Annotated in this window: 16 protein-coding genes; 9 read left to right on the top strand and 7 right to left on the bottom strand. The window is 68.5% G+C overall.

What is annotated here, in order from left to right:
* Positions 1-39 precede the first annotated feature (39 nt).
* Positions 40-987, top strand: a complete 948-nt coding sequence (locus ACQUQ0_RS12215; protein WP_435185375.1) for an NAD(P)-dependent oxidoreductase — start codon at positions 40-42, stop codon at positions 985-987.
* Positions 988-1,273: 286 nt separating this feature from the next.
* Here ACQUQ0_RS12215 and ACQUQ0_RS12210 read toward each other — a convergent pair whose 3' ends face one another.
* From ACQUQ0_RS12210 to ACQUQ0_RS12190, 5 genes are all read right to left on the bottom strand, one after another.
* Positions 1,274-2,044, bottom strand: a complete 771-nt coding sequence (locus tag ACQUQ0_RS12210; RefSeq protein ID WP_435185373.1) for an IclR family transcriptional regulator — start codon at positions 2,042-2,044, stop codon at positions 1,274-1,276.
* A 125-nt stretch (positions 2,045-2,169) separates the two neighbouring features.
* Positions 2,170-2,655, bottom strand: coding sequence for a DUF3237 domain-containing protein (locus ACQUQ0_RS12205; RefSeq protein WP_435185371.1), 486 nt, complete (start codon positions 2,653-2,655; stop codon positions 2,170-2,172).
* 311 nt (positions 2,656-2,966) lie between these two features.
* Complete coding sequence (locus ACQUQ0_RS12200; protein ID WP_435185369.1) at positions 2,967-4,112, bottom strand: NAD(P)/FAD-dependent oxidoreductase; 1,146 nt, start codon at positions 4,110-4,112, stop codon at positions 2,967-2,969.
* A 147-nt stretch (positions 4,113-4,259) separates the two neighbouring features.
* Entirely contained in the window at positions 4,260-5,234 is a 975-nt protein-coding gene (gene mvaD, locus ACQUQ0_RS12195; RefSeq protein WP_435185368.1) for a phosphomevalonate decarboxylase MvaD, read from the bottom strand.
* A gap of 89 nt (positions 5,235-5,323) precedes the next feature.
* Entirely contained in the window at positions 5,324-5,767 is a 444-nt protein-coding gene (locus tag ACQUQ0_RS12190; protein WP_435185366.1) for a DoxX family membrane protein, read from the bottom strand.
* Between the two features lie 330 nt (positions 5,768-6,097).
* On the opposite strand from ACQUQ0_RS12190, the gene ACQUQ0_RS12185 reads away from it, so the two are divergent.
* From ACQUQ0_RS12185 to ACQUQ0_RS12175, 3 genes are read left to right on the top strand one after another with little or no spacing between them, the layout of a single operon-like run.
* Positions 6,098-7,615: a COG1361 S-layer family protein gene (locus ACQUQ0_RS12185; protein WP_435185364.1), complete on the top strand. Its 1,518-nt coding sequence runs from the start codon at positions 6,098-6,100 to the stop codon at positions 7,613-7,615.
* Between the two features lie 2 nt (positions 7,616-7,617).
* Positions 7,618-10,164 carry an efflux RND transporter permease subunit gene (locus tag ACQUQ0_RS12180; RefSeq protein WP_435185361.1) on the top strand — a complete coding sequence of 849 codons (2,547 nt, stop codon included), beginning with the start codon at positions 7,618-7,620 and terminating at the stop codon, positions 10,162-10,164.
* Positions 10,161-10,952, top strand: coding sequence for a TrmB family transcriptional regulator (locus ACQUQ0_RS12175; RefSeq protein WP_435185359.1), 792 nt, complete (start codon positions 10,161-10,163; stop codon positions 10,950-10,952). The genes ACQUQ0_RS12180 and ACQUQ0_RS12175 overlap by 4 nt, the downstream gene beginning before the upstream one ends.
* Before the next feature lie 77 nt (positions 10,953-11,029).
* Here the strand turns inward: ACQUQ0_RS12175 and ACQUQ0_RS12170 are convergent, their stop codons facing one another.
* Positions 11,030-11,329 carry an acylphosphatase gene (locus ACQUQ0_RS12170; RefSeq protein WP_435185357.1) on the bottom strand — a complete coding sequence of 100 codons (300 nt, stop codon included), beginning with the start codon at positions 11,327-11,329 and terminating at the stop codon, positions 11,030-11,032.
* Positions 11,330-11,439: 110 nt separating this feature from the next.
* A complete protein-coding gene (locus ACQUQ0_RS12165) occupies positions 11,440-12,015 on the bottom strand; it encodes a DoxX family membrane protein (protein WP_435185355.1) in 576 nt (191 codons plus the stop codon).
* A 224-nt stretch (positions 12,016-12,239) separates the two neighbouring features.
* Here ACQUQ0_RS12165 and ACQUQ0_RS12160 point away from each other — a divergent pair, with 224 nt between their 5' ends.
* From ACQUQ0_RS12160 to ACQUQ0_RS12140, 5 genes are all read left to right on the top strand, one after another.
* Complete coding sequence (locus ACQUQ0_RS12160; protein ID WP_435185354.1) at positions 12,240-13,625, top strand: phosphopentomutase/phosphoglucosamine mutase; 1,386 nt, start codon at positions 12,240-12,242, stop codon at positions 13,623-13,625.
* A 147-nt stretch (positions 13,626-13,772) separates the two neighbouring features.
* The gene (locus tag ACQUQ0_RS12155) at positions 13,773-14,909 is read left to right on the top strand and encodes a BMP family lipoprotein (protein WP_435185352.1); all 1,137 of its coding nucleotides are present in this window, start codon (positions 13,773-13,775) and stop codon (positions 14,907-14,909) included.
* Between the two features lie 60 nt (positions 14,910-14,969).
* Positions 14,970-16,565: an ABC transporter ATP-binding protein gene (locus ACQUQ0_RS12150; RefSeq protein WP_435185350.1), complete on the top strand. Its 1,596-nt coding sequence runs from the start codon at positions 14,970-14,972 to the stop codon at positions 16,563-16,565.
* Positions 16,562-17,806 (top strand): ABC transporter permease, encoded by a 1,245-nt coding sequence (locus tag ACQUQ0_RS12145; RefSeq protein WP_435185348.1) that lies wholly within the window; start codon positions 16,562-16,564, stop codon positions 17,804-17,806. Before ACQUQ0_RS12150 ends, ACQUQ0_RS12145 begins: the two co-directional genes overlap by 4 nt.
* Positions 17,799-18,884 carry an ABC transporter permease gene (locus tag ACQUQ0_RS12140; RefSeq protein ID WP_435185347.1) on the top strand — a complete coding sequence of 362 codons (1,086 nt, stop codon included), beginning with the start codon at positions 17,799-17,801 and terminating at the stop codon, positions 18,882-18,884. Before ACQUQ0_RS12145 ends, ACQUQ0_RS12140 begins: the two co-directional genes overlap by 8 nt.
* Positions 18,885-19,002: the final 118 nt, after the last annotated feature.

The raw sequence follows: 19,002 nt of genomic DNA, 5'->3' as shown, positions 1-19,002 counted from the left end.
GAACCAAGGAACTATTTTCCGTCGTGCGGTGGCTGGGGTATGGCCCGAGACACGTCGATCGAGCGCATCGGCATCCACGACTGGGGCACGCACCCGTGTCCGCCCGACCACCTCCGCGATCTCCTTTCGGAGTCCCTCCCCGACTGCGAGTTCGAACTGTGTGAGACCGACGACCTCGCGGCCTTCGACGCGGTCGTCACGCTCTATCACCACGACGAGTTCCTCGAATCGGGCCTCCGGTGGGTCCACAACATCCGCTCGGGCTACGAGGACTTCCCGCTGGACGCCTACGAGGAGCGGGGGATCACGGTGACGAACAGCACGGGCGTCGCGGGCGACCTCGTCGGCGAGAGCGTCACGGGCCTCGTGCTCTCGCTGGCGAAGGGCTTCCACCGCTACCGCGACAAGCAGGCCGCCCGCGAGTGGGAGCGCCTCCCGTGGCGCCGACCCTTCGAGGTGAGCGGGTCCAGCGCCTGCGTCGTCGGCCTCGGCGAACTCGGCGGGAGCGCCGCGACGCGGCTCGGCGTCCTCGGGATGGACGTCGACGGCGTCGACATCAGACCCGTCTCGGGGCTGGGTCTCGACCGCGTCTACGACGCCTCTCGCATCGAAGAAGCCGTCGCTGACGCGCGGTTCGTCGTGTTGACGACGCCGCTCACCGAGGCGACGCGCGGACTCGTCGGGGCCGACGTCCTCGACGCGATGCGCGAGGACGCCTACCTGGTCAACGTCAGCCGCGGCGAGATCGTCGATCAGGACGCGCTCGTGGACGCGCTGGAGGGCGACGACATCGCCGGCGCGGCCCTCGACGTGTTCTACGACGAACCGCTGCCCGCGGACTCGCCGTTCTGGGAGATGGAGGAGGTCATCGTCACGCCTCACGCGGCCGCCCAGGCGGTCACGTACGGCGACCGGATCGCCGAGCTCGTCGAGACGAACCTCGGGCGCCTCGACGACGACGGGACGCCGTGGAACCGAATCGTCTGACGCACGGTCCCGTCGACCGAGCTTCGAGGCGTTCGAGATTCGCGAACGCTCGGTGAAAAGTTCCCGAGACGCGTGCCTTCTTTCGTTTTTTACGAATTTTTAACTGTAGGAGACGAACATATCGCTGCATACGCGGGTTCCACGCCACGCGAACTCCGTGGCCCCGAGCGTGAACGTTCGTGTGTCGGCGTCGCGGTCCGACGCTGTTCGGAGACGACGAAAGCGGGGTCGAAATCTATGATTAACGATCCTGAGGTTCGCCGCGAGACGCCGATCGGGACCCCGGCTACGAGTGCGTCTGATTGAGTTCGATGATGTTCGCCGCCCGGCGGAGTTCCGGCAGGATCTCGGACTCGATGCGGTCTTCGCCCATCCGGCTGACCGGGCCGGAGACCGAAAGCGACCCCGCGATCTCGCCGTCGCAGAGGATCGGCACGGCGACGCAGTTCAGGCCCTTGATCCGCTCCTGGCGGTCGTAGGCGTACTCGCGCTGTCGGATCTCCGAGAGCGCCTCGAAGAGCTCCTCGCGATCTGTGATGGTGTGTTCGGTCTTCGCCGGGAGGCCGTGGCGGTCGACGATCTCCTCGACGCGCTCCTCGGGGAGGTACGCGAGGACGGTCTTGCCGAGCGCCGTCGTGTGGAGCCGGACCGACTGGCCCGTGTAGGAGTCGAGACTGACGGCGTCGTCGCCGCGCTCGCGCGCGAGGAACACGCCGAGGCCGTGTTCTTCGACCAGGAGATTGGCGTACTCGCCCGTCGCGTCCGCGAGGCGCTCCATCTCCGGGATGGCGATCGAGTACAGCCGCTCGCGGGAGCGCGCGTACCCGCCGAGGTCGAAGAAGCGGAGACCGACCTCGTACCGTTGATCGCGCTGGACGACGTACCCCGCGTGTTCGAGCGTGCGGAGGTAGTTGTGCGCGCTGCTCTTCGGAATGTCGAGGTGGTCGGACAGCTCTGTCACCGTCGCGCCGTCCAGGGACTTCAGCGCCTCGACGATCCGGAACGTCGTCTGTGCTGTCTTCACGGGCGTGTTCGGTTCCGGGGGGCTGGCGTCCATAGAATATGAAGGATCGTTCGGGGCATTATACCTATCGTTCGGAAGGAAACGGACGCGGTTCTTCCGAGGCGCGGAGCGCTCCGGCGGCGCCGGACGGATCGGTCGGACGTCGCGGCCGGGACGGGCTATCCGACCTGGTAGATCGCCAGTCGGACGCCCTTCGGCTGACGCGTTCCGGTCGCGACGAAGATCCTGTTTTCGAGCCATTCGAGCTCCGGCGTGGCGACCTCGAACTCCGGGACCGAACAGAAGTAGACGTCCTCGGGATCGACCGGTTTTCCCTCGCGGATCCGCTCGCTGACCTCCGGATCGGCGAATCGCATTCCGCGGTTTTCCACGTAGATGCGGTCGCCGTCGATCGTCTCGATGGCGTACTTCGCGACCAGTTCGCTGGGGCGTCGGTCGCGGTAGATCTGGTAGTCCGCGCCCGCATCGAGGACCTTGCCCTCGACCTTCCCCGTCACGGTGCCGCCGAGGATCGGGATGATGCGCCGCTGTCCGTCGCCGGTGTCGCCGATCTCGATCGGGGATTCGACCTCCACGTCCAGTTCCATCACCCGTTCGAGGCCCAGTTCGAGGTTCGGATCGTCGCTCTGCCAGTCGTCGGCCATAGGCTCACTGACGACCGAACCAACATAATCGTTGTGTGTGGATTCGCCATCGCCGTCCGGCGGTTGGGCGCGCTCCCAATAACATATGTACCAGTGTTATCCAATCGAGCGGTCGCGACCCGCTCGAATCGCTCTGTGTTGGGAGAAATCGATCCCCATCTCTACCCGATCATATCGGTATAAATATATTCTTTACTAAATTTAGTATTCAGAGTGTACTTCAGCATTAGTTCGATAGAGAAGTTCAGTAGACCATATACAGAATTCAGCTCATAAATTTTGTTTTACCATTTAGCAGATTAAAAGTTATCTTATCTTTTGAGTTCGGCCTCGGCCAGCTCCACCGCGTTTCGGACGGCACCGACCGAACTCAGGTGACCCGCGCCGACGGCAGTCTTCATCGCCTTCGCGGGGGCGCCGGTCACCACTTCCGGACCGATCTGGGCGACCGTACCGTCGCCGACCGTGACGATCCAGCCGGGCACCTCGAAGCGGTAGGGATCCAACCGCGGCTCGAACCCGCCCTCGCCGGACCGCTCGTGGGTGACCAACCGCGCGAGGTTGTCCGCGACGGTCCGCGCCTCGCGGATCGCGGCGGAGGCGGAGGCAGGCACCGGCTCGCCGTCGGCGTCGATGGCCCTGGCGGCGTCGCCGACCGCGAAGGTCCGCTCGTCGAGTCGGAGGTCGCCCCGGACGACCGGGCGGTCCCGTTCCATCGCGTCGGTGCCGCGGATCCCGCCCGCCCAGACGAAGACGTCGGCGGCGAATCGCCCGCGGTCGGTCTCGACGGCCTCCGCGGTCGCAGCTTCGACCGTCGTGTCGGTCTCGACCGCCACGCCGCGGGATTCGAGTTCGTCGCGGACCGCGGCCCGGAAGTTCGCGGGGAAGTTCGGCGCGACCGTGGACTGCTGTTCGAGGACGGTGACGTCGGTCGCGACGTCCTCCTCGCGGGCGAGGGCGGTCAGTTCGCCCGCCGTCTGGATCCCCGAGAGCCCCGCGCCGCCGACCACGACGTCGATCGACTCGCCGGGGTCCGTCTCGGCGGCGGCATCGAAGAACGTTTCGCGGATGGCCGTCGCGTCCGCGACCGAGGTGAGCGGAAGCCCGTGGTCGGCCACGCCCGGGATGCCGTAGTCGGCGGTGTCCGAGCCGAGGCAGACCGCGGCGAAATCGTACGAGAGGGCGTCGCCGTCGGCGAATCGGACGGTCCGTCGCTCGCGGTCGATGCCGTCCACGCGGGCCGTCCGGACGTCAGCGCGGTCGAACAGTTCCGTCAAAGAGACCTGGATCGCGTCGGCGACGCTCGGCCGACGGATGACCCGGTGGACCTCGTGCTTGACGAGGTGGGTCTCCGATTCGTCGACCACGATGAGGTCTACGTCCGGCGGCAGCGCCGATTCCAGCCGGTGAGCCAGCGTCACGCCGGCGTAGCCGGCACCGAGGACAGTCACTCGCATACGGAAGCCACGGGGCGAACGCGCAAATGTCGTACGGCCGCGGCGGGCCGGAGTCGGCCCTCTCTCATAGTGATTACTCTCGTCTCTTCCCGCCCAACGCCGTCACCGAGGATGGCGTTCGGCGGTACACAGTGAGAGTAATCACTATCAGAACAGCGCTTCCGACGACGGGAGAATCTCCGCGGGGCCGCCGACCTCCCAGACGTCGGTCTCGACGCCGACGTCCGCGACCGCCTCCTCGACGCGGTCGACGTACTCGGCGGTCGTGTTGACGTAGACGCTCGCGCCCGTGTCGGTCGAGAAGTAGACGGGCACGTCCTCGTCGGTCCGGAGTTCGCGCACGGCGTTGAACACGGCGACGGTGTCGGGCTGCCAGTAGACCCACCCGGCTGGGCCGGTCATCGTCGTCGCCGCCAGCGACAGCGAGTCGTGCTCGGCCAGCTCGAAGACGCGGTCGAAGTCGGCGTCGTAGAGGGCGTCCCGCGCCGCGTCGATCTGGTGGTGGATGTGCGCCATCCGGGCCTGGAACATATGGCTTTCGGCGGCCTCGCGGTGGGCCTCCTCGGTCTCCTTGTAGGCGGGCACGTGCGCGGCGACGATCCGGAGGTCGTCCTCCAGGTCGGTTTCGATCCGCTCGGAGCGGCAGTCCTCGTCGTTCATCCCCGAGTGGAGATGGGAGAAGGCGCCGGTGACCGCGCGGGCCGCCGAGGCCGAGCCGCGGCGGGCGATCGTCGAGACGTCCGGGCGCGTCAGGTCGAGTCCGGCGGCCTCTGCGAGCGCCATCGCCGCCGCCGCAAAGCCCGAGGCCGAGGAGCCGAACCCGATGTTCGAGGGGAATGAGTTCTCGGATTCGAGCCGGACGGGGTGGTCGAACCCCGCGAGGTCGCGGACGCGGTCGACGACGCCGTCGATGCGCTCTGCGCCGCGGCCGTCGACGCGGTCGCCGTCGATCCGGTAGACGTCGTCGGCCGCGTCCGGCCGGAACTCGACGGTCGTCGTCGTCGCGCTCGGCGCGGTGCAGACGCTGATGCTGTCGTGATACGGGAGGCGGAGCTCGTCGTCCCGCATTCCGTGGTACTTGATCACGCCCTGGATCGGGTGCGCCCTGGCGGTGGCTTTCATACCTCAACGCGGGAGAGACGCGAGGTTAAACGTCCCGATGGCGCGCCACCACACGGGGGCCGGGTGCGTCGGCTTCGCCGACTATCGTCTCAGATGCCGACGTTGAGCGCGTACGGCCACGCGGTCCCGGACAGGGCCAGGAAGACGAGCGCGCCGCCGAGGAGCGCGACGTTCTTCAGGAAGTTCGTCATCTCGGACTGCTGTTGCTCCTCGGGGACGGCCCAGAAGTCGTGGATCGTCGGCGTCGAGACGACGAGGAACAGCGCGATCGCGCCCGCGGACAGGGCGGGGAACGCGCCGATCGCGATCCCGAGGCCGCCGGCGAGCAGCATCCCGCCGCTGAAGAGGACCGACGCGCGGCCCGCGGGAATCCCCTTCGCCTCGGCGTAGCCGGCCAACTGGTCGGCGCTCTGGAAGTGGTTCAGGCCCATGAAGGCCAGCACCAGACCGAAGAGCAGGCGTCCCAGGAGGAGCGCGACTCCGTTCGATCCGGCGTCGAGCTGTAGCACCGTCGTTGAGATATCAGGTATCATCTCGTTAGTTGGTATCGATACGAACTGTTATATCAGTTTGCGGACGTCGATGATATCGGGTGACAGCGGTGTAACCGGGGTTTGGGGACACTTTTTTGCTTTTCTGACGGATAATTGACAGTGTCGGACGTCGCGTCGTCGCGGCGACCGTGGACGTATCCGCCGGCCGGGCGGGAACGCACACGGTGTTTGTAGAAATTTACAATACCTTTTATACTAGGGCCTCTATGACTGCGGTAACGACCACGTCCGTCGCGAGGGCGGACCGCCGCCGACCCGCCGCGGCGCGGCGTGGCGATACCAATGAAACGGAAGCTACTCGCCGCTCTGATGGTCGCATCGCTCCTCGCGAGCGCGGTACCCGCGGTCGCGTTGACCTCGAATCCCAACATCCAGACGGTAACGTCGAACCCCACGCTCCAGCCGGGGGGCGTCAACGAGGTCTCGTTCAAGCTCCTGAACGACGGCACCGGCGCGGAGGACGAGACGCGCGACGCGTACAACGTCCACGTCCGGCCGGCGGGCCGCGTCGGTCCGATCGAAGTCGAGACGCGCGAGCTGTACGTCCAGTCGCTCCCCGACGGCGAGCCCGCCGACCTCTCGCTGAGGCTCGACGTCCCCGCGAACGTCAAGAGCGGGACCTACCGGATCCCCCTCCGACTCTCCTACGAGTACGAAAACGGCGCCGGCAACGACGTCGAGCGGAAGACGACGATCTACCTCCCCGTGCGCGTCGAGTCCGGCCCGCAGTTCGACGTCGTCGACACCAACTCGACGGCAACCGTGGGCGGCACGGGCACGCTCGAAGTGACGGTCAGGAACGTCGGGACCTCGACCGCGTACGACTCGACGCTGACGCTCTCCTCGTCGGCCCCGGACGTCTCGCTCGGCTCGGGGTCGTCGAGCACCCGGTTCGTCGACACCTGGGAGCGCGGTGAGAACCGCACCTTCGAGTTCGAGACGTCCCTGCGGGACAGCGCGAGCGTCGGCAACTACTCGCTGTCGGCGCAGATCGACTTCGAGAAACCCGACGGGACGACCGGCTCGACGCCCTCGCTGACGGTTCCGCTCCGCGCCCTCCCGGAGATGACGTTCGACGTCTCCGACCTCCAGAGCTCGCTCCGCGTGGGCGAGGAGGGGACGGTGTCGGGGACGGTCACCAACACCGGACCGATGGCGGCCGACAGCGCGGTCGTCACCCTCACCGATCCTGGCCCGACGGTCACCCCCATCGAGACGTCCGTTGCGGTCGGCACGCTCGATCCGGGACAGTCGGCGCCGTTCTCGTTCGACATCGAGATTACCAGTAGCGCCTCTGCCGGACCGCGACAGCTGGAGTTCGGCGTGACCTACCAGGATCGCGACGGTGCGACTCGCCAGGCCGAGACGATCCCCAGACTCGTCGAGGTGAGTGGGGCGACCCCCGAGTTCGAGGTGACGCCGATCAACGCGACGTTCGCGGGGGGATCGAGCGGGACGCTGGAGCTGCGAGTGACGAACACCCGTGATCGGCCTCTGACTGACGTTTCCGCGAAGATCTATATGGACTCGCCGCTGTCGTCGACGAACGACGAGGCGTTCATCGAACGGCTGGAACCCGGCGAGTCGCAGACGATCCGCTTCCAGCTCAGCGCCGGCAGCGGCGCCACGGCGAAGACGTACCCGGTGAAGATGGACTTCCAGTACGACCAGCCCGACGGCGACACGATCATCTCCGACACCTACCAGGTGCCCGTCGAGGTGACAGAGCGCTCCGGGGGCGGCGGCCCGCCCGTGCTGCCGATCGTCGGCGGCGCGCTCGTGCTCGTCGTCGGCGGCGGGTACCTCTACTACCGTCGACAGGGCTGACGATGGCAGTCGACTACCAGCGCTTCGTCGACTGGGCGGACGACAACATCGTCAACCGTCCGAAGAAAGTGATGCTGGCGTTCGTCCTCGTCACGCTGGTCTTCGGCGTCGGCCTGGGGAACGTCTCCACGGAGGCGGGAACCCAGCAGTTCGCCGAGGACGTCCCCGCGGCGGACGCGCTCGATCGGATCGAAAACGAGTTCCTGCCGGTGTTCGGTGACGACCCCGGGAGCACACAGCTCGTCCAGCGGAGCCCGAACGTCCTCTCGAAGCCGTCGATGCTCGCGATGTTGCGGGCCCAAGAGGCGCTCGAAGACCGCACCGATATGTACGTCTCGGACACCTCGTCCGCGGCGACGGTCATCGCCCAGACGATCGATCCCGAGGCGACGACGCTCGAAGCCCAGATCGTCGCCCTGGAGCGGGCGACCCCGACCGAGATCCGGCGGGCCGTCCGCGAGAACGCGGACAATCCGCGGTTCACGGGCACGCTGAGCAACGACTTCAACCGGAAGGCCGCGTCGGCCTCGGCGACGATCGGCGTCGTGACCCACGACCTGCCGCAGGACGTCGGCGGCGGGACCGGCCAGTCCGGCGACAGCCCGATGACGCCGATCCAGAACCAGGCCCAGCGGATCATCGACGCGGAGCTCTCGGCGGACATCACGGTCTTCGGCAGCGGCATCATCGCCGACGAGTTCGGGACGGTCATCACCGACTCGCTGCTGATCGTCACGCCCGCGGCCGTGCTCCTCATCGTCGGCTTCCTCATCGTCGCCTACCGCGACCTCCTGGACCTCATCTTGGGGGTGGTCTCGCTCCTGATGGCGGTGGTCTGGACGTTCGGGTTCCTCGGCTTAGCGGGGATCCCGTTCAATCAGATCATGATCTCGGTCCCGCCCCTGCTCTTAGCGGTCGGGATCGACTTCGGCATCCACGCGATCAACCGCTACCGCGAGGACCGCGCGACCGGCCTCGACGTGGAGTCGGCGATGACCGTCACGACCGACCAGCTGCTCGTCGCGTTCTTCATCGTCACGGGCACCACCGTCATCGGCTTCCTGTCGAACCTCTCGTCGAGCCTGCCGCCGATCCGCGACTTCGGGATCGTCGCGGGCGTCGGGATCACGTTCACCTTCCTGATCTTCGGCATCTTCCTCCCCGCGGCGAAGGTGTGGCTCGACCGCCGCCGCGACGGCTGGCCCATCCCCACGTTCAGTCGGAGCCCGCTCGGTCGCGAGGGGTCGAGCCTCGGTCGCGTCCTCTCGGTGGGCGTGTTCCTCGCGCGGAAGGTGCCCGTCGCCGTCATCGTCCTCGCCCTCCTGTTCAGCGCGGGCGCCGCCGGCTACGCGACCGGCGTGGACACCTCGTTCTCACAGGAGGACTTCCTCCCGCCCGAGGAGGTCTCGCCGTTCCTGAAGTCGCTGCCGGAGCCGTTCGCCCCGAGCGACTACGGCGTCGTCGCGACGCTGAACTTCCTCGAAGACAAATTCACGCGGACTCAAGGGGGATCAGTGACCGTCTACGTCGAGGGGCGGATGGAGAACGACGCCGCCCTCGAACGGATCTACCGCGCTGGCAAGAACCCGCCCGAGGCCCTCGTCAGCGCGGGCGACCGCCGCGCGGAGTCGACGAGCATCGTGACCATCATCCAGGACTACGCGGACCGGAACCCCGAGTTCGCCGAGTTGGTCGAGCGGAACGACCGCAACGACAACGGCGTGCCGGACGACAACCTCGCGACGATCTACCGCGAGCTCGAGCGGTCGCCCGTCGGCGACCGGGCCTCGGAGTACCTCGCGGACGACCACCGGAGCGTCCGGATCGTCTATTCGACGAGTGCCGACGCCTCCGACGACGAGGCGACCGCGGCCGCCCGCGAGGTCGCAGACCGGTTCCGCGCGGAGGCGACCGCGACGGGCAACACCGTGGTCTTCCAGCAGGTCTCGGACCTGATCTTCGAGTCCGCGATCACGAGCCTCTCGATCGCGCTGGGCGCGACCGTGCTGTTCCTCGTGCTCGTCTACTGGGTCCTGGAGGGCCTGCCGTCGCTCGGGATCGCCAACCTCGTGCCGATCGTCGTCGCGGTCTCGGCCGTCGCGGGGACGATGCGGGTGCTCGGCATCTCGTTCAACGCCTTCACCGCGACGATCCTCTCTTTGACGATCGGGCTGGGGATCGACTACTCCGTCCACGTCGTCCACCGCTTCATCGACGAGCGCCGCGAGCGGCCGCTGGTCGAGGCGCTCGAACGCACCGTCATCGGGACCGGCGGCGCGCTCCTCGGCAGCATGGCGACGACGGCGTTCGGGATCGGCGTGCTCGTCTTGGCCGTCCTCTCGGTGCTCGGCCAGTTCGGCATCCTGACGGCGATCTCGATCGTCTACTCCTTCCTGGCGTCGCTTCTCGTCCTGCCGTCGGCGCTCGTGGCCTGGGACCGCGTCGTCAACGGCGATCCCACCACCGCGATGGGGCCCCGCGACGCCGGGGCCGAGGCCGCCGCGGACGAACCGCTCGACGGAACGAACGTCGACGGGGGATCAGTATGAGCCCGGAGGTCGACACCGACGTCTCCGAGCACGAGGCCGTGGAGGCGCTCGAACGCCTCGGGCTCTCGAACTACGGGGCGCGCGTGTTCGTCGCGCTCCAGCGCCTCGGCGTCGCGACGGCAAAGCAGATCCACGAGGAGACCGACGTGCCGCGCTCGCAGGTCTACGGCGCGGCCGAGGAGCTGCTCGACCTCGGACTGGTCGAACTCCAGCAGTCGACGCCGAAGCGCTACCGGCCGGTGGGTCTGGACACCGCGCGGCGGCAGCTCGCAGAGCGGATGAAACGCGAGGCCGACCGCGCGTTCTCGTTCCTCGAAGCCCAGCGCGAGGCCCGGACCGATCGGGAGACCCGCGACGACGTCTGGACGATCCACGGCCGCGAGCCGGTCCACAACCGCGTGGAGGAGCTCGCCCGCCAGGCGACGGATTCGATCCTGTTTGCGGCCCCCTCGCCGGCGTTCGTGCCGCCGGACCTCCCGGCGACCCTCCAGTCGCGGATCGCCGCCGGGGCGTCGGCTCGCGTCCTCAGCGAGGACGCGGACGTCAGAGCGATCTTCGCGGACGTCGAGGGCGTCGAGGTCGCCGAGGCGATCGACCCGCCGATGGATCATCCGGGCCGGGTCCTCATCGTCGACGACCGCGTGGTGTTGCTCTCGGCGACGCCGCCCGGCGAGGGCGCCGACGAGACGGCGATTTGGTCGGCCGACACGGCGATGGCCGAGATCCTCGCACGGGTCATCGAGAACAGCATCGACTCCTTCCTCAACGGGTCGTTCGGCGAGGAGTGAGCGGGCGAGGCGGGGCTCGCTTCCGCTCACGCTCACGCCCTCGGGGCTTGGGCTCGGGCCCGTGCTCGTACTCGCGCTCACCACTGCACGCGGAAGCCCGACTCGCCCTCGGGCGTCTCGTACTCGACCGCGACGTCTTCGACCGAGGCGGCCGGGCTCCCGGTGTGGCACCACTCGACCATCTCCTCGACGGCGGATTCGGAGCCCTCGAACACCGCCTCGACGCGGCCGTCGTCGAGGTTCCGCACCCAGCCGTCGACGTCGCGCTCGCGGGCCGCATCGCGCGTCGACGCGCGGTAGTAGACGCCCTGGACGGTCCCGCTCACGAAGACGTGCGCTCTGACGGCGTCGGCTGCGTCGCTGGCGTCGTCGGTCATCGGATCGGCGTACGGACGCCGAACGGAAAAGATGGCGGTCCGGGAGATCCGCGGTCGAACCGTCCGACTCCGAGACCGCGTCGCCACCGCGAAAAATCCGGAGCCGGGAGTCAGCCGAGGAGGTACCTGAGCCAGGGGTTGCTCTGCACGATCGAGGTCTCTTCGAGGTACTCGTCGACGCCGACGATCCGGCCGGCGCCGATGGCGCCGAGGCCGAACAGCAGGGCCGCGTAGACGATGTGGTCGTCGACGACCCAGCCGTGCGCCAGCGGCAGGCCCGCGAGCAGGCCGCCCTGGAGGCTCGACAGCCAGTAGAACAGCATCATCAAGGCGCCCCAGAACGCGTTCCAGCGCACGAGCGCGCCCAGGATGAGACCCAAGCCGGTCAGGGTCAGCCCCCACATGTTGAGGATGTCGATGAGCGGGCTCCCGGCCATCGAGATGAACAGCTCCCGAGCGGGATTCGCCTGCGGGATCGCGTTCGCGAGGTAGCCCGCGGCCGTCCAGTTGTTCTCGGGGTTCGCGTCGAGATACGTGACGAGCTTCGTGATGCCGCCCTGAAACAGGGTCCAGCCCATCACGACCCGCAGGATCAGGATGGCGTACCCGATCCAGTGCTCGGAGTACTCGAAGTTGGTCGTCCGACCCAGAATCTCCGCGTCCAGTTTTCGCGTGCTTGATGACATACGTCTCGCCCTCCGTTCGGATGATACCCACCAGTTAATATATAATCGCGGGTGGCTCCTACTAAGTAGGAACCAGCGTACGCGGATTTTCCGGACGTAAAGACGTCACGGATTCTCGACCTGTCTGGATATTTGTATGTATGGCATTCACATTATCAGACAACATCGCCGACGGCCGGCGGGCAAGCGTGAAGTTATAGGGGATCGGCGGACCCACTGTGGGTATGGACCTTTTCGGGACGGCTGGGATCCGCGGATCGGCCGAAGAGCGGGTGACGCCCGAACTCGCGCTCGCGGTGGGTCGCGCCGTCGGCACCGACGTCACCGGGACCGAACCGGACGGGGGAGCGGCGAACGGCACGCCGAGCGTCGTCGTGGGGCGGGACGGGCGAACGACGGGCCCGGCCCTGGCGGCCGCGGTCGAGGCGGGGCTCGAATCCGCCGGCGTCGACGTCCGTCGGGCGGGCGTGGTCCCGACGCCGGCGCTCGCGTACGCCTCGCGGGGCCGCCGCGGCGTGATGCTCACGGCGTCGCACAACCCCCCGACGGACAACGGCATCAAGGTGTTCGTCGACGGCGAGGAGTACGACAGAGACCTCGAACAGGCGATCGAGACGCGCGTCGCGGGCGAGCAGCGGCCCGCCCCGTGGGACGCCTGGGGCGACTCCGCCGAGGAGACGGTGCTCCCGGACTACCGCGAGGCGGTCGTCGCCTACGCCCGCGAGTACGGCGCCGACGCCGACGGCCTCGACGTCGCGGTCGACTGCGGCAACGGGATGGGCGCGCTCGGGACGCCGGGCGTCCTCCGGGGGCTCGGCGCGCGCGTCGTCACCCTGAACGGCCAGGTCGACGGCCACTTCCCCGGACGGGAGTCGAAGCCGACCCCCGAGTCCCTCGCGGACCTCCGGGCGTTCGTCCGCGACGGCGACTTCGACTTCGGGATCGGCCACGACGGCGACGCCGACCGGATCGTGATCGTCGACGGCGAGGGCGAGGTGGTCCACGAGGACACCGTCGTGGCGATCTTGGCCGAGCGCTTCACCGAGGCGGCCGACGCCGACGACCCCGTGGTCGTGACGACGCCGAACGCCTCGGGGCGGATCGACGAGCGGGTCCGCGCGGCCAGCGGTCGCGTCGAGCGGGTCCGACTCGGCGCGCTCCACGAGGGCATCGCGGCCGCACGCGCCGGCGGCGGGGACGTGGTCTTCGCGGCCGAGCCCTGGAAGCACATCCACCCCGAACACGGCGGCTGGATCGACGGCGTCGCCTCGGCGGCCGTCCTGACGCGGCTCGTCGCCGAGTCGGGGCTCGACGGCCTCCGCGCGCCGGTCACAGAGCGCCCCTACCGGAAAGTGAGCGTCCCGTGTCCGGACGAGCGGAAGGCCGAGGCGATGGCCCGCCTGGAGTCGTCGCTTCCGGAGGCCTTCCCCGACGCCGACGTCGACACCGAGTACGGCGTCCGACTGGAGTTCGCGGACGCGTCGTGGACGCTCGTCCGCCCCTCCGGGACGGAGCCGTACGTCCGCGTCTACGCGGAGTCCGACGACGTCGACGCCCTCGTCGACGAGGTGACGGCCGCCGTCGAGTCTGCGGTCGAGGACGCAGACTGAGCCGTCGGTAGCGTTGCCCCGAGCCGCCGCCCCGCGGTCGGGTTTCCAATACCCGTCCAGTTTTCACACCCGGGAGTGGGTGTGCGGGGCCGGAAGCGACGAATTTATGAACATATCGCGTCCCTTACTGGGTAGGTGTCCATAGCAATGGATAGACGCACTTTCGTGAAGGCGACGGGCGTGGCGGGAATCGCGGGACTGGCCGGCTGTAGCGGGGGCCCGACCGGCGGATCGACTGAGACGGAGACCGAGGCGCCGACCGACGCGGGCGGCGACGGCGGCGGCGAGGAGACGACCGCGGCCGAGACCACCGCGAGCGGGCCGACGGCCAACATCGGGATGGTCTATGCGACCGGCGGCCTCGGCGACGGGTCGTTCAACGACCAGGCCCGGCAGGGCGTCCTGAAGGCCGAAGAGAAACTGGGCATCTCGTTCAGTCAGGCCCAGCCCGACCAGGTGTCGCAGTTCGGCGCCTTCCAGCAGCAGTTCGCGGAGTCGACGAACCCCGACTACGAACTGGTCTGCTGCATCGGCTTCCTGCAGGCCGACTCGCTCCGTCAGACGGCCCCGGCGTATCCAGACCAGAACTTTATGATCGTCGATTCGGTGGTCGACGAGCCCAACGTCGCGAGCTACACGTTCAAGGAGCACGAGGGCTCGTACCTCGCGGGGCTGCTGGCGAGCCTGCTCACCACTCGGGACTTCTCTGCGGGAGCCGGGTCGACCACCGGCGACTCGACGAACGTCGGCTTCGTCGGCGGGGTCGAGTCGGACCTGATCAAGAAGTTCCAGGCGGGCTACGAGGCGGGCGTGAAGGCCGGCGACGAGGACGTCGACGTTCTCGTGAACTACACCGGGAGCTTCAACGACCCAGCCGCGGGCAAGGAGGCCGCACTGGCGATGTACAACAGCGGCGCCGACATCGTCTACCACGCGTCGGGCAACACCGGGACCGGCGTCTTCCAGGCGGCCCAGGAGAAGGGCAAGTTCGCGATCGGCGTCGACCGCGACCAGTCGATCACGAAGCCCTCCTACGCGAACGTCATCCTCGCGAGTATGGTCAAGCGGGTCGACACCGCGGTCTACAACTCGATTGAGGCGGTCGTCAACGACAACTTCGCCGGCGGGACGGCGGTCTCCCTCGGCCTCGAGAAGGACGGCGTCGCGCTGATCTACGGCAAACAGCTCGGCTCGGAGATCCCGCAGGGCGTCAAAGACCGGATCGCGAGCGCCCGCGAAGACATCATCGCCGGCACCATCTCGGTCCCGACCTCGCCGCAGTAGCGAGGCAGCGACCAGATCCAAACCTATTCGTTCGTCCTCGAACCAGGGAGTAACAGATCTATGGCCACAGCCGTCCACCTCGAGGGGATCACCAAGCGGTTCCCCGGGGTCGTGGCGAACGACGACGTCGATCTCGAAGTCCAGCGCGGCACCGTCCACGCGCTTCTGGGCGAGAACGGCGCCGGAAAGACGACGCTGATGAACGTTCTCTACGGCCTCTACGAACCGACGTCCGGGCAGGTCCACCTCGACGGCGAGCCCCGCTCGTTCGACTCGCCGCGGGACGCCATCGACGCCGGGATCGGGATGATTCACCAGCACTTCATGCTCGTTGACCCGATGACCGTGACCGAAAACATCACCCTCGGCAACGAGCCGCGGAAGTGGGGCGGCCTCGCGGTCGACCGCGCGGCCGCCCGCGAGGCGGTCGTCGGCCTCTCGGAGCGCTACGGCTTCGACGTCGACCCCGACGCCCGCGTCGAGGAGATCTCCGTCGGCGAGCAACAGCGCGTCGAGATCCTCAAAGCGCTATACCGCGGCGCCGACACCCTCATCCTGGACGAGCCGACGGCCGTGCTGACGCCCCAGGAGGTCGAAGAGCTGTTCGGCGTCCTCGAAGAGCTCACCGCCCAGGGCAAGACGATCATCTTCATCACGCACAAGCTCGGCGAGGCGATGCGCGCGGCCGACGAGATCACCGTCCTCCGGGACGGCCGCAACGTCGGCACCGTCGACGCCGACGCGACCACCCGCGAGGACCTCGCCGAGCTGATGGTCGGCCGGGAGGTCCTGCTCGACGTCGACCGCGAGCCCGCGGAGACGGGCGACGTCGTCGCGGCCGTCGAGGACGTCGTCGTCGAGGACGACCGCGGCGTGCGCGCCGTCGACGGCGTCTCCTTCGACGTCCGGGCGGGCGAGGTGTTCGGTATCGCGGGCGTCGACGGCAACGGCCAGTCCGAGCTCGTCGAGGCGCTGACGGGGCTCCGCGAGCCCGAGTCGGGGGCGATCCGCTTCCGCGACGAGGACGTCACCACGGCGTCCCGGCGCGAGCGGATCGCGTCCGGGATGGCCTACATCCCCGAGGATCGCCAGGAGCGCGGCCTCGTGATGGACTTCGACCTCGTCGAGAACGCGCTCTTGGGGAGCCAACACAGCGAGGAGTTCGGCCCGAACGGGCGGATCGACTGGCCGGCGACCCGCGAGCACGCCGAGGCGATCATCGACGAGTACGACGTCCGCCCGCCGGACCCCGACGCCACCTCGGAGTCGCTCTCGGGCGGCAACCAACAGAAGTTCATCGTCGGCCGGGAGTTCGAGCGCGACCCCGAACTGGTCGTCGCCTCGCATCCGACCCGCGGCGTCGACGTCGGCTCGATCGAGTTCATCCACGAGCGCCTGCTGGAGCTCCGGCGCCAGGGCGTCGCCGTCCTGCTCGTCTCCTCGAAACTGGAGGAGGTCCAGGGGCTCTCGGACCGCCTGGCGGTCGTCTACGAGGGCGAGTTCATCGACGTCGTCGATCCCGCCGAGACGACAGAGGAGGAACTCGGCCTGCTGATGGCCGGCGAGCGGCCGGACGAGCGCGACCGCGCGGCGGAGGCCGACGCGGCGGCCGACGGCGGGACCGACAGAGCGGACGAAGGCGGTGAGCGCGCGTGAGCGCCGCCGACCGCGCCCGCGACGCGCTCGAACGGCTCGTGTCCGCGTCGGCGACCGAGCGGCTCCTGATCAGCACGGCGGCGCTCGTCATCTCGATCGTGTTGGGAGCGCTCCTGGTCCTCGTCGCCGGACGGATGACGACGTGCGCGCCGACCGACGCCGTGTACTACTTCGGGACCGGCTTCTGCTACGACCCGGTGACCGTCTTCGACCGGCTGTTCCTCGGCGCGCTCGGCGAGCCGTTCCGCGGGAACTGGTCGCCGAACGGGCAGTTCGCCGTCACGCTCCGGGAGACGACGCTGCTGCTCTTTACGGGCCTGTCGGTCGCGCTGGCCTTCCGCGCCGGGATCTTCAACATCGGGACGCAGGGCCAGATGGTCGTCGGCGCCTTGGCGACCGGGATCGGCGTCCTCTGGGCGTCTTCGCTGGTCTCAGGCGTCGTAGGCACGGTGCTTCTGCTCCCCTTCGGCGTCCTCGTCGGCGCGGTCTTCGGCGGGCTCTACGGGGCGATCCCCGGCCTGCTGAAGGCCTACGCCGACGCCAACGAGGTCATCACGACGATCATGCTCAACTTCATCGCGACCGGCGTGACGCTGTATCTCGTCAGCGGAGCGTTCAAAGACCCCAACAGCGCCGCGAACCAGACCGTCCCGCTGCCGGAGTACGCGCGCTTCCCGTCGATCGCGTTCGGCGCCCGCCAGGACTTCTCGCTCGTCGCGCTCGCGTTCGGCCTCGTCGCCATCGGCGCGCTCTACTACGTCCTCGAACACACGGCGTTCGGGTACGACGTCCGGACCAGCGGGATCCAGCCGCGGGCCGCGGAGTACGGCGGCGTCGACTCCGCGCGCACGATCGTCACGAGCCTGACGCTGTCGGGCGCGCTCGGCGGCGTCGCGGGCGCGATGTACGTGATGATGGTGCTCGGGACGTTCCAGACCGGCCTCCCCGCCTACGGGTTCGACGGCATCACCGTCTCGATCCTCGCCGGCAACAACCCGATCGGCGTCGGGATCGCGGCCCTGCTGTTCGGGATCCTCAAGAGCGGGACGACGGTCGTCCAGTTCGCGACCGACGTGCCGCCGCAGCTCGTGGGCGTCCTCCGCGGGCTGATCATCCTCTTCGTGGCGATGCCGGAGTTCTTCCGGCTCCTCGGCGGGCGGTTCGTCGGCGGCCGGGAACCGAGGGCCGTGGCGACCGACGGCGGTCGGAGCGAGTCCGAGGGAGGTGACGCCGATGAGTGAGGCGGGGGTCTCGGACGGCCCGGTCGACGCCGACGAGAGCCTCGTCGAGCGGTACTCGACGCGAGCGCTCATCGCCGGGGCGACGGTCGTCGGACTCGTCGTGCTGCTCGTCGCCGGCCGGCTCTTCCCCGACTCGCTGGCCGGCACGCTCGCGGACGTCATCACCGACCGCAACACGCTCGCGTCGGCGCTGCGGCTGTCCGTCCCGATCGCCTTCGCCGCGCTCGGCGGGATTTTCGCCGAGAAATCGGGCGTGATCAACATCGGCCTCGAAGGCCTGCTCATCATCTCGGCGTTCTCCGCGATCTACGTCACAGACGTCACGGGCGGCGTCTGGATCGGCTTCGCGGGCGGCGTGGTCGCGAGCACGCTCCTGGCGGGGCTTTTCGCCATCGTGACGATCGAGTTCCGGGCGGACCAGATCATCGCCGGACTCGCGGTCTGGCTCATCGCCCTGGGACTGGCGCCCTTCGCCTCGCAGGTGATCTACAACGGGCCGAACACGCCGACGGTGGCGACGCCGAACGCGGTCTCGGTTCCGGTGCTCTCGCAGATCCCGTTCTTCGGCGCGCTCTTCTCGGCGTCGCCGTCGGTCTACCTGCTCTTCCTGGCGGTCGCGCTCTCGTGGTACGTCTTCGAGCGGACGGCGTTCGGCCGGTGGGTCCGCGCGAGCGGCGAGAACCCGAAGGCGCTCGACACCGCGGGCGTGAGCGTCGCGCGCGTCCGCTACGCCGCCGTGTTGCTCTCGGGCGTCCTCTCGGGGATGGGCGGCGCCGCGCTCTCGCTCGACCTCGGGCAGTTCACCGGCAACGGCCCGACGATGGTCAATGGCAAGGGGTTCATCGCCATCGTCGCGTACCTCTTCGGCAACTACAACCCCGTGGGCGCGTTCTTCTCGACGCTGCTCTTCGCCGGACTGGACGCGATGCAGACCGTCCTCCAGCTCCGAGGCATCGGCGTCCCGCGGCAGCTCATCCGGATCACGCCGTTCGTGGTCGTCATCGTCGTCCTCGCGCTCGTCGGCCGGACGCGCATCCCCGAGGCCGCCGGCGAGTACTACGAGTCCGGCGAGGAGTAGGCCTCGGCGCGCTCGGACTCCTGTCGACTCCCGTTTCTCCGTATTCTGTCCCGTAGAGCGGCCGCACCGCCGTTCGGTTTCCTCTTGGATCCCGTTCTTCGACCCCGTTGGCTTACTG

This window comes from Halobellus sp. EA9 (genome assembly GCF_051195055.1).
Taxonomy (GTDB): domain Archaea; phylum Halobacteriota; class Halobacteria; order Halobacteriales; family Haloferacaceae; genus Haloquadratum; species Haloquadratum rubicundus.
Note: the sequence above shows the minus strand (reverse complement) of the source record. Positions and strands in the feature narration are given on the sequence as shown.

What these genes read in the sequence shown, in the direction of transcription:
- ACQUQ0_RS12215 (WP_435185375.1), top strand. Translation starts at nt 40, where the DNA reads ATGGCCCGAGACACGTCGATCGAGCGCATCGGCATCCACGACTGGGGC.
- ACQUQ0_RS12210 (WP_435185373.1), bottom strand. Translation starts at nt 2,044, where the DNA reads ATGGACGCCAGCCCCCCGGAACCGAACACGCCCGTGAAGACAGCACAG.
- ACQUQ0_RS12205 (WP_435185371.1), bottom strand. Translation starts at nt 2,655, where the DNA reads ATGGCCGACGACTGGCAGAGCGACGATCCGAACCTCGAACTGGGCCTC.
- ACQUQ0_RS12200 (WP_435185369.1), bottom strand. Translation starts at nt 4,112, where the DNA reads ATGCGAGTGACTGTCCTCGGTGCCGGCTACGCCGGCGTGACGCTGGCT.
- mvaD (WP_435185368.1), bottom strand. Translation starts at nt 5,234, where the DNA reads ATGAAAGCCACCGCCAGGGCGCACCCGATCCAGGGCGTGATCAAGTAC.
- ACQUQ0_RS12190 (WP_435185366.1), bottom strand. Translation starts at nt 5,767, where the DNA reads ATGATACCTGATATCTCAACGACGGTGCTACAGCTCGACGCCGGATCG.
- ACQUQ0_RS12185 (WP_435185364.1), top strand. Translation starts at nt 6,098, where the DNA reads ATGGTCGCATCGCTCCTCGCGAGCGCGGTACCCGCGGTCGCGTTGACC.
- ACQUQ0_RS12180 (WP_435185361.1), top strand. Translation starts at nt 7,618, where the DNA reads ATGGCAGTCGACTACCAGCGCTTCGTCGACTGGGCGGACGACAACATC.
- ACQUQ0_RS12175 (WP_435185359.1), top strand. Translation starts at nt 10,161, where the DNA reads ATGAGCCCGGAGGTCGACACCGACGTCTCCGAGCACGAGGCCGTGGAG.
- ACQUQ0_RS12170 (WP_435185357.1), bottom strand. Translation starts at nt 11,329, where the DNA reads ATGACCGACGACGCCAGCGACGCAGCCGACGCCGTCAGAGCGCACGTC.
- ACQUQ0_RS12165 (WP_435185355.1), bottom strand. Translation starts at nt 12,015, where the DNA reads ATGTCATCAAGCACGCGAAAACTGGACGCGGAGATTCTGGGTCGGACG.
- ACQUQ0_RS12160 (WP_435185354.1), top strand. Translation starts at nt 12,240, where the DNA reads ATGGACCTTTTCGGGACGGCTGGGATCCGCGGATCGGCCGAAGAGCGG.
- ACQUQ0_RS12155 (WP_435185352.1), top strand. Translation starts at nt 13,773, where the DNA reads ATGGATAGACGCACTTTCGTGAAGGCGACGGGCGTGGCGGGAATCGCG.
- ACQUQ0_RS12150 (WP_435185350.1), top strand. Translation starts at nt 14,970, where the DNA reads ATGGCCACAGCCGTCCACCTCGAGGGGATCACCAAGCGGTTCCCCGGG.
- ACQUQ0_RS12140 (WP_435185347.1), top strand. Translation starts at nt 17,799, where the DNA reads ATGAGTGAGGCGGGGGTCTCGGACGGCCCGGTCGACGCCGACGAGAGC.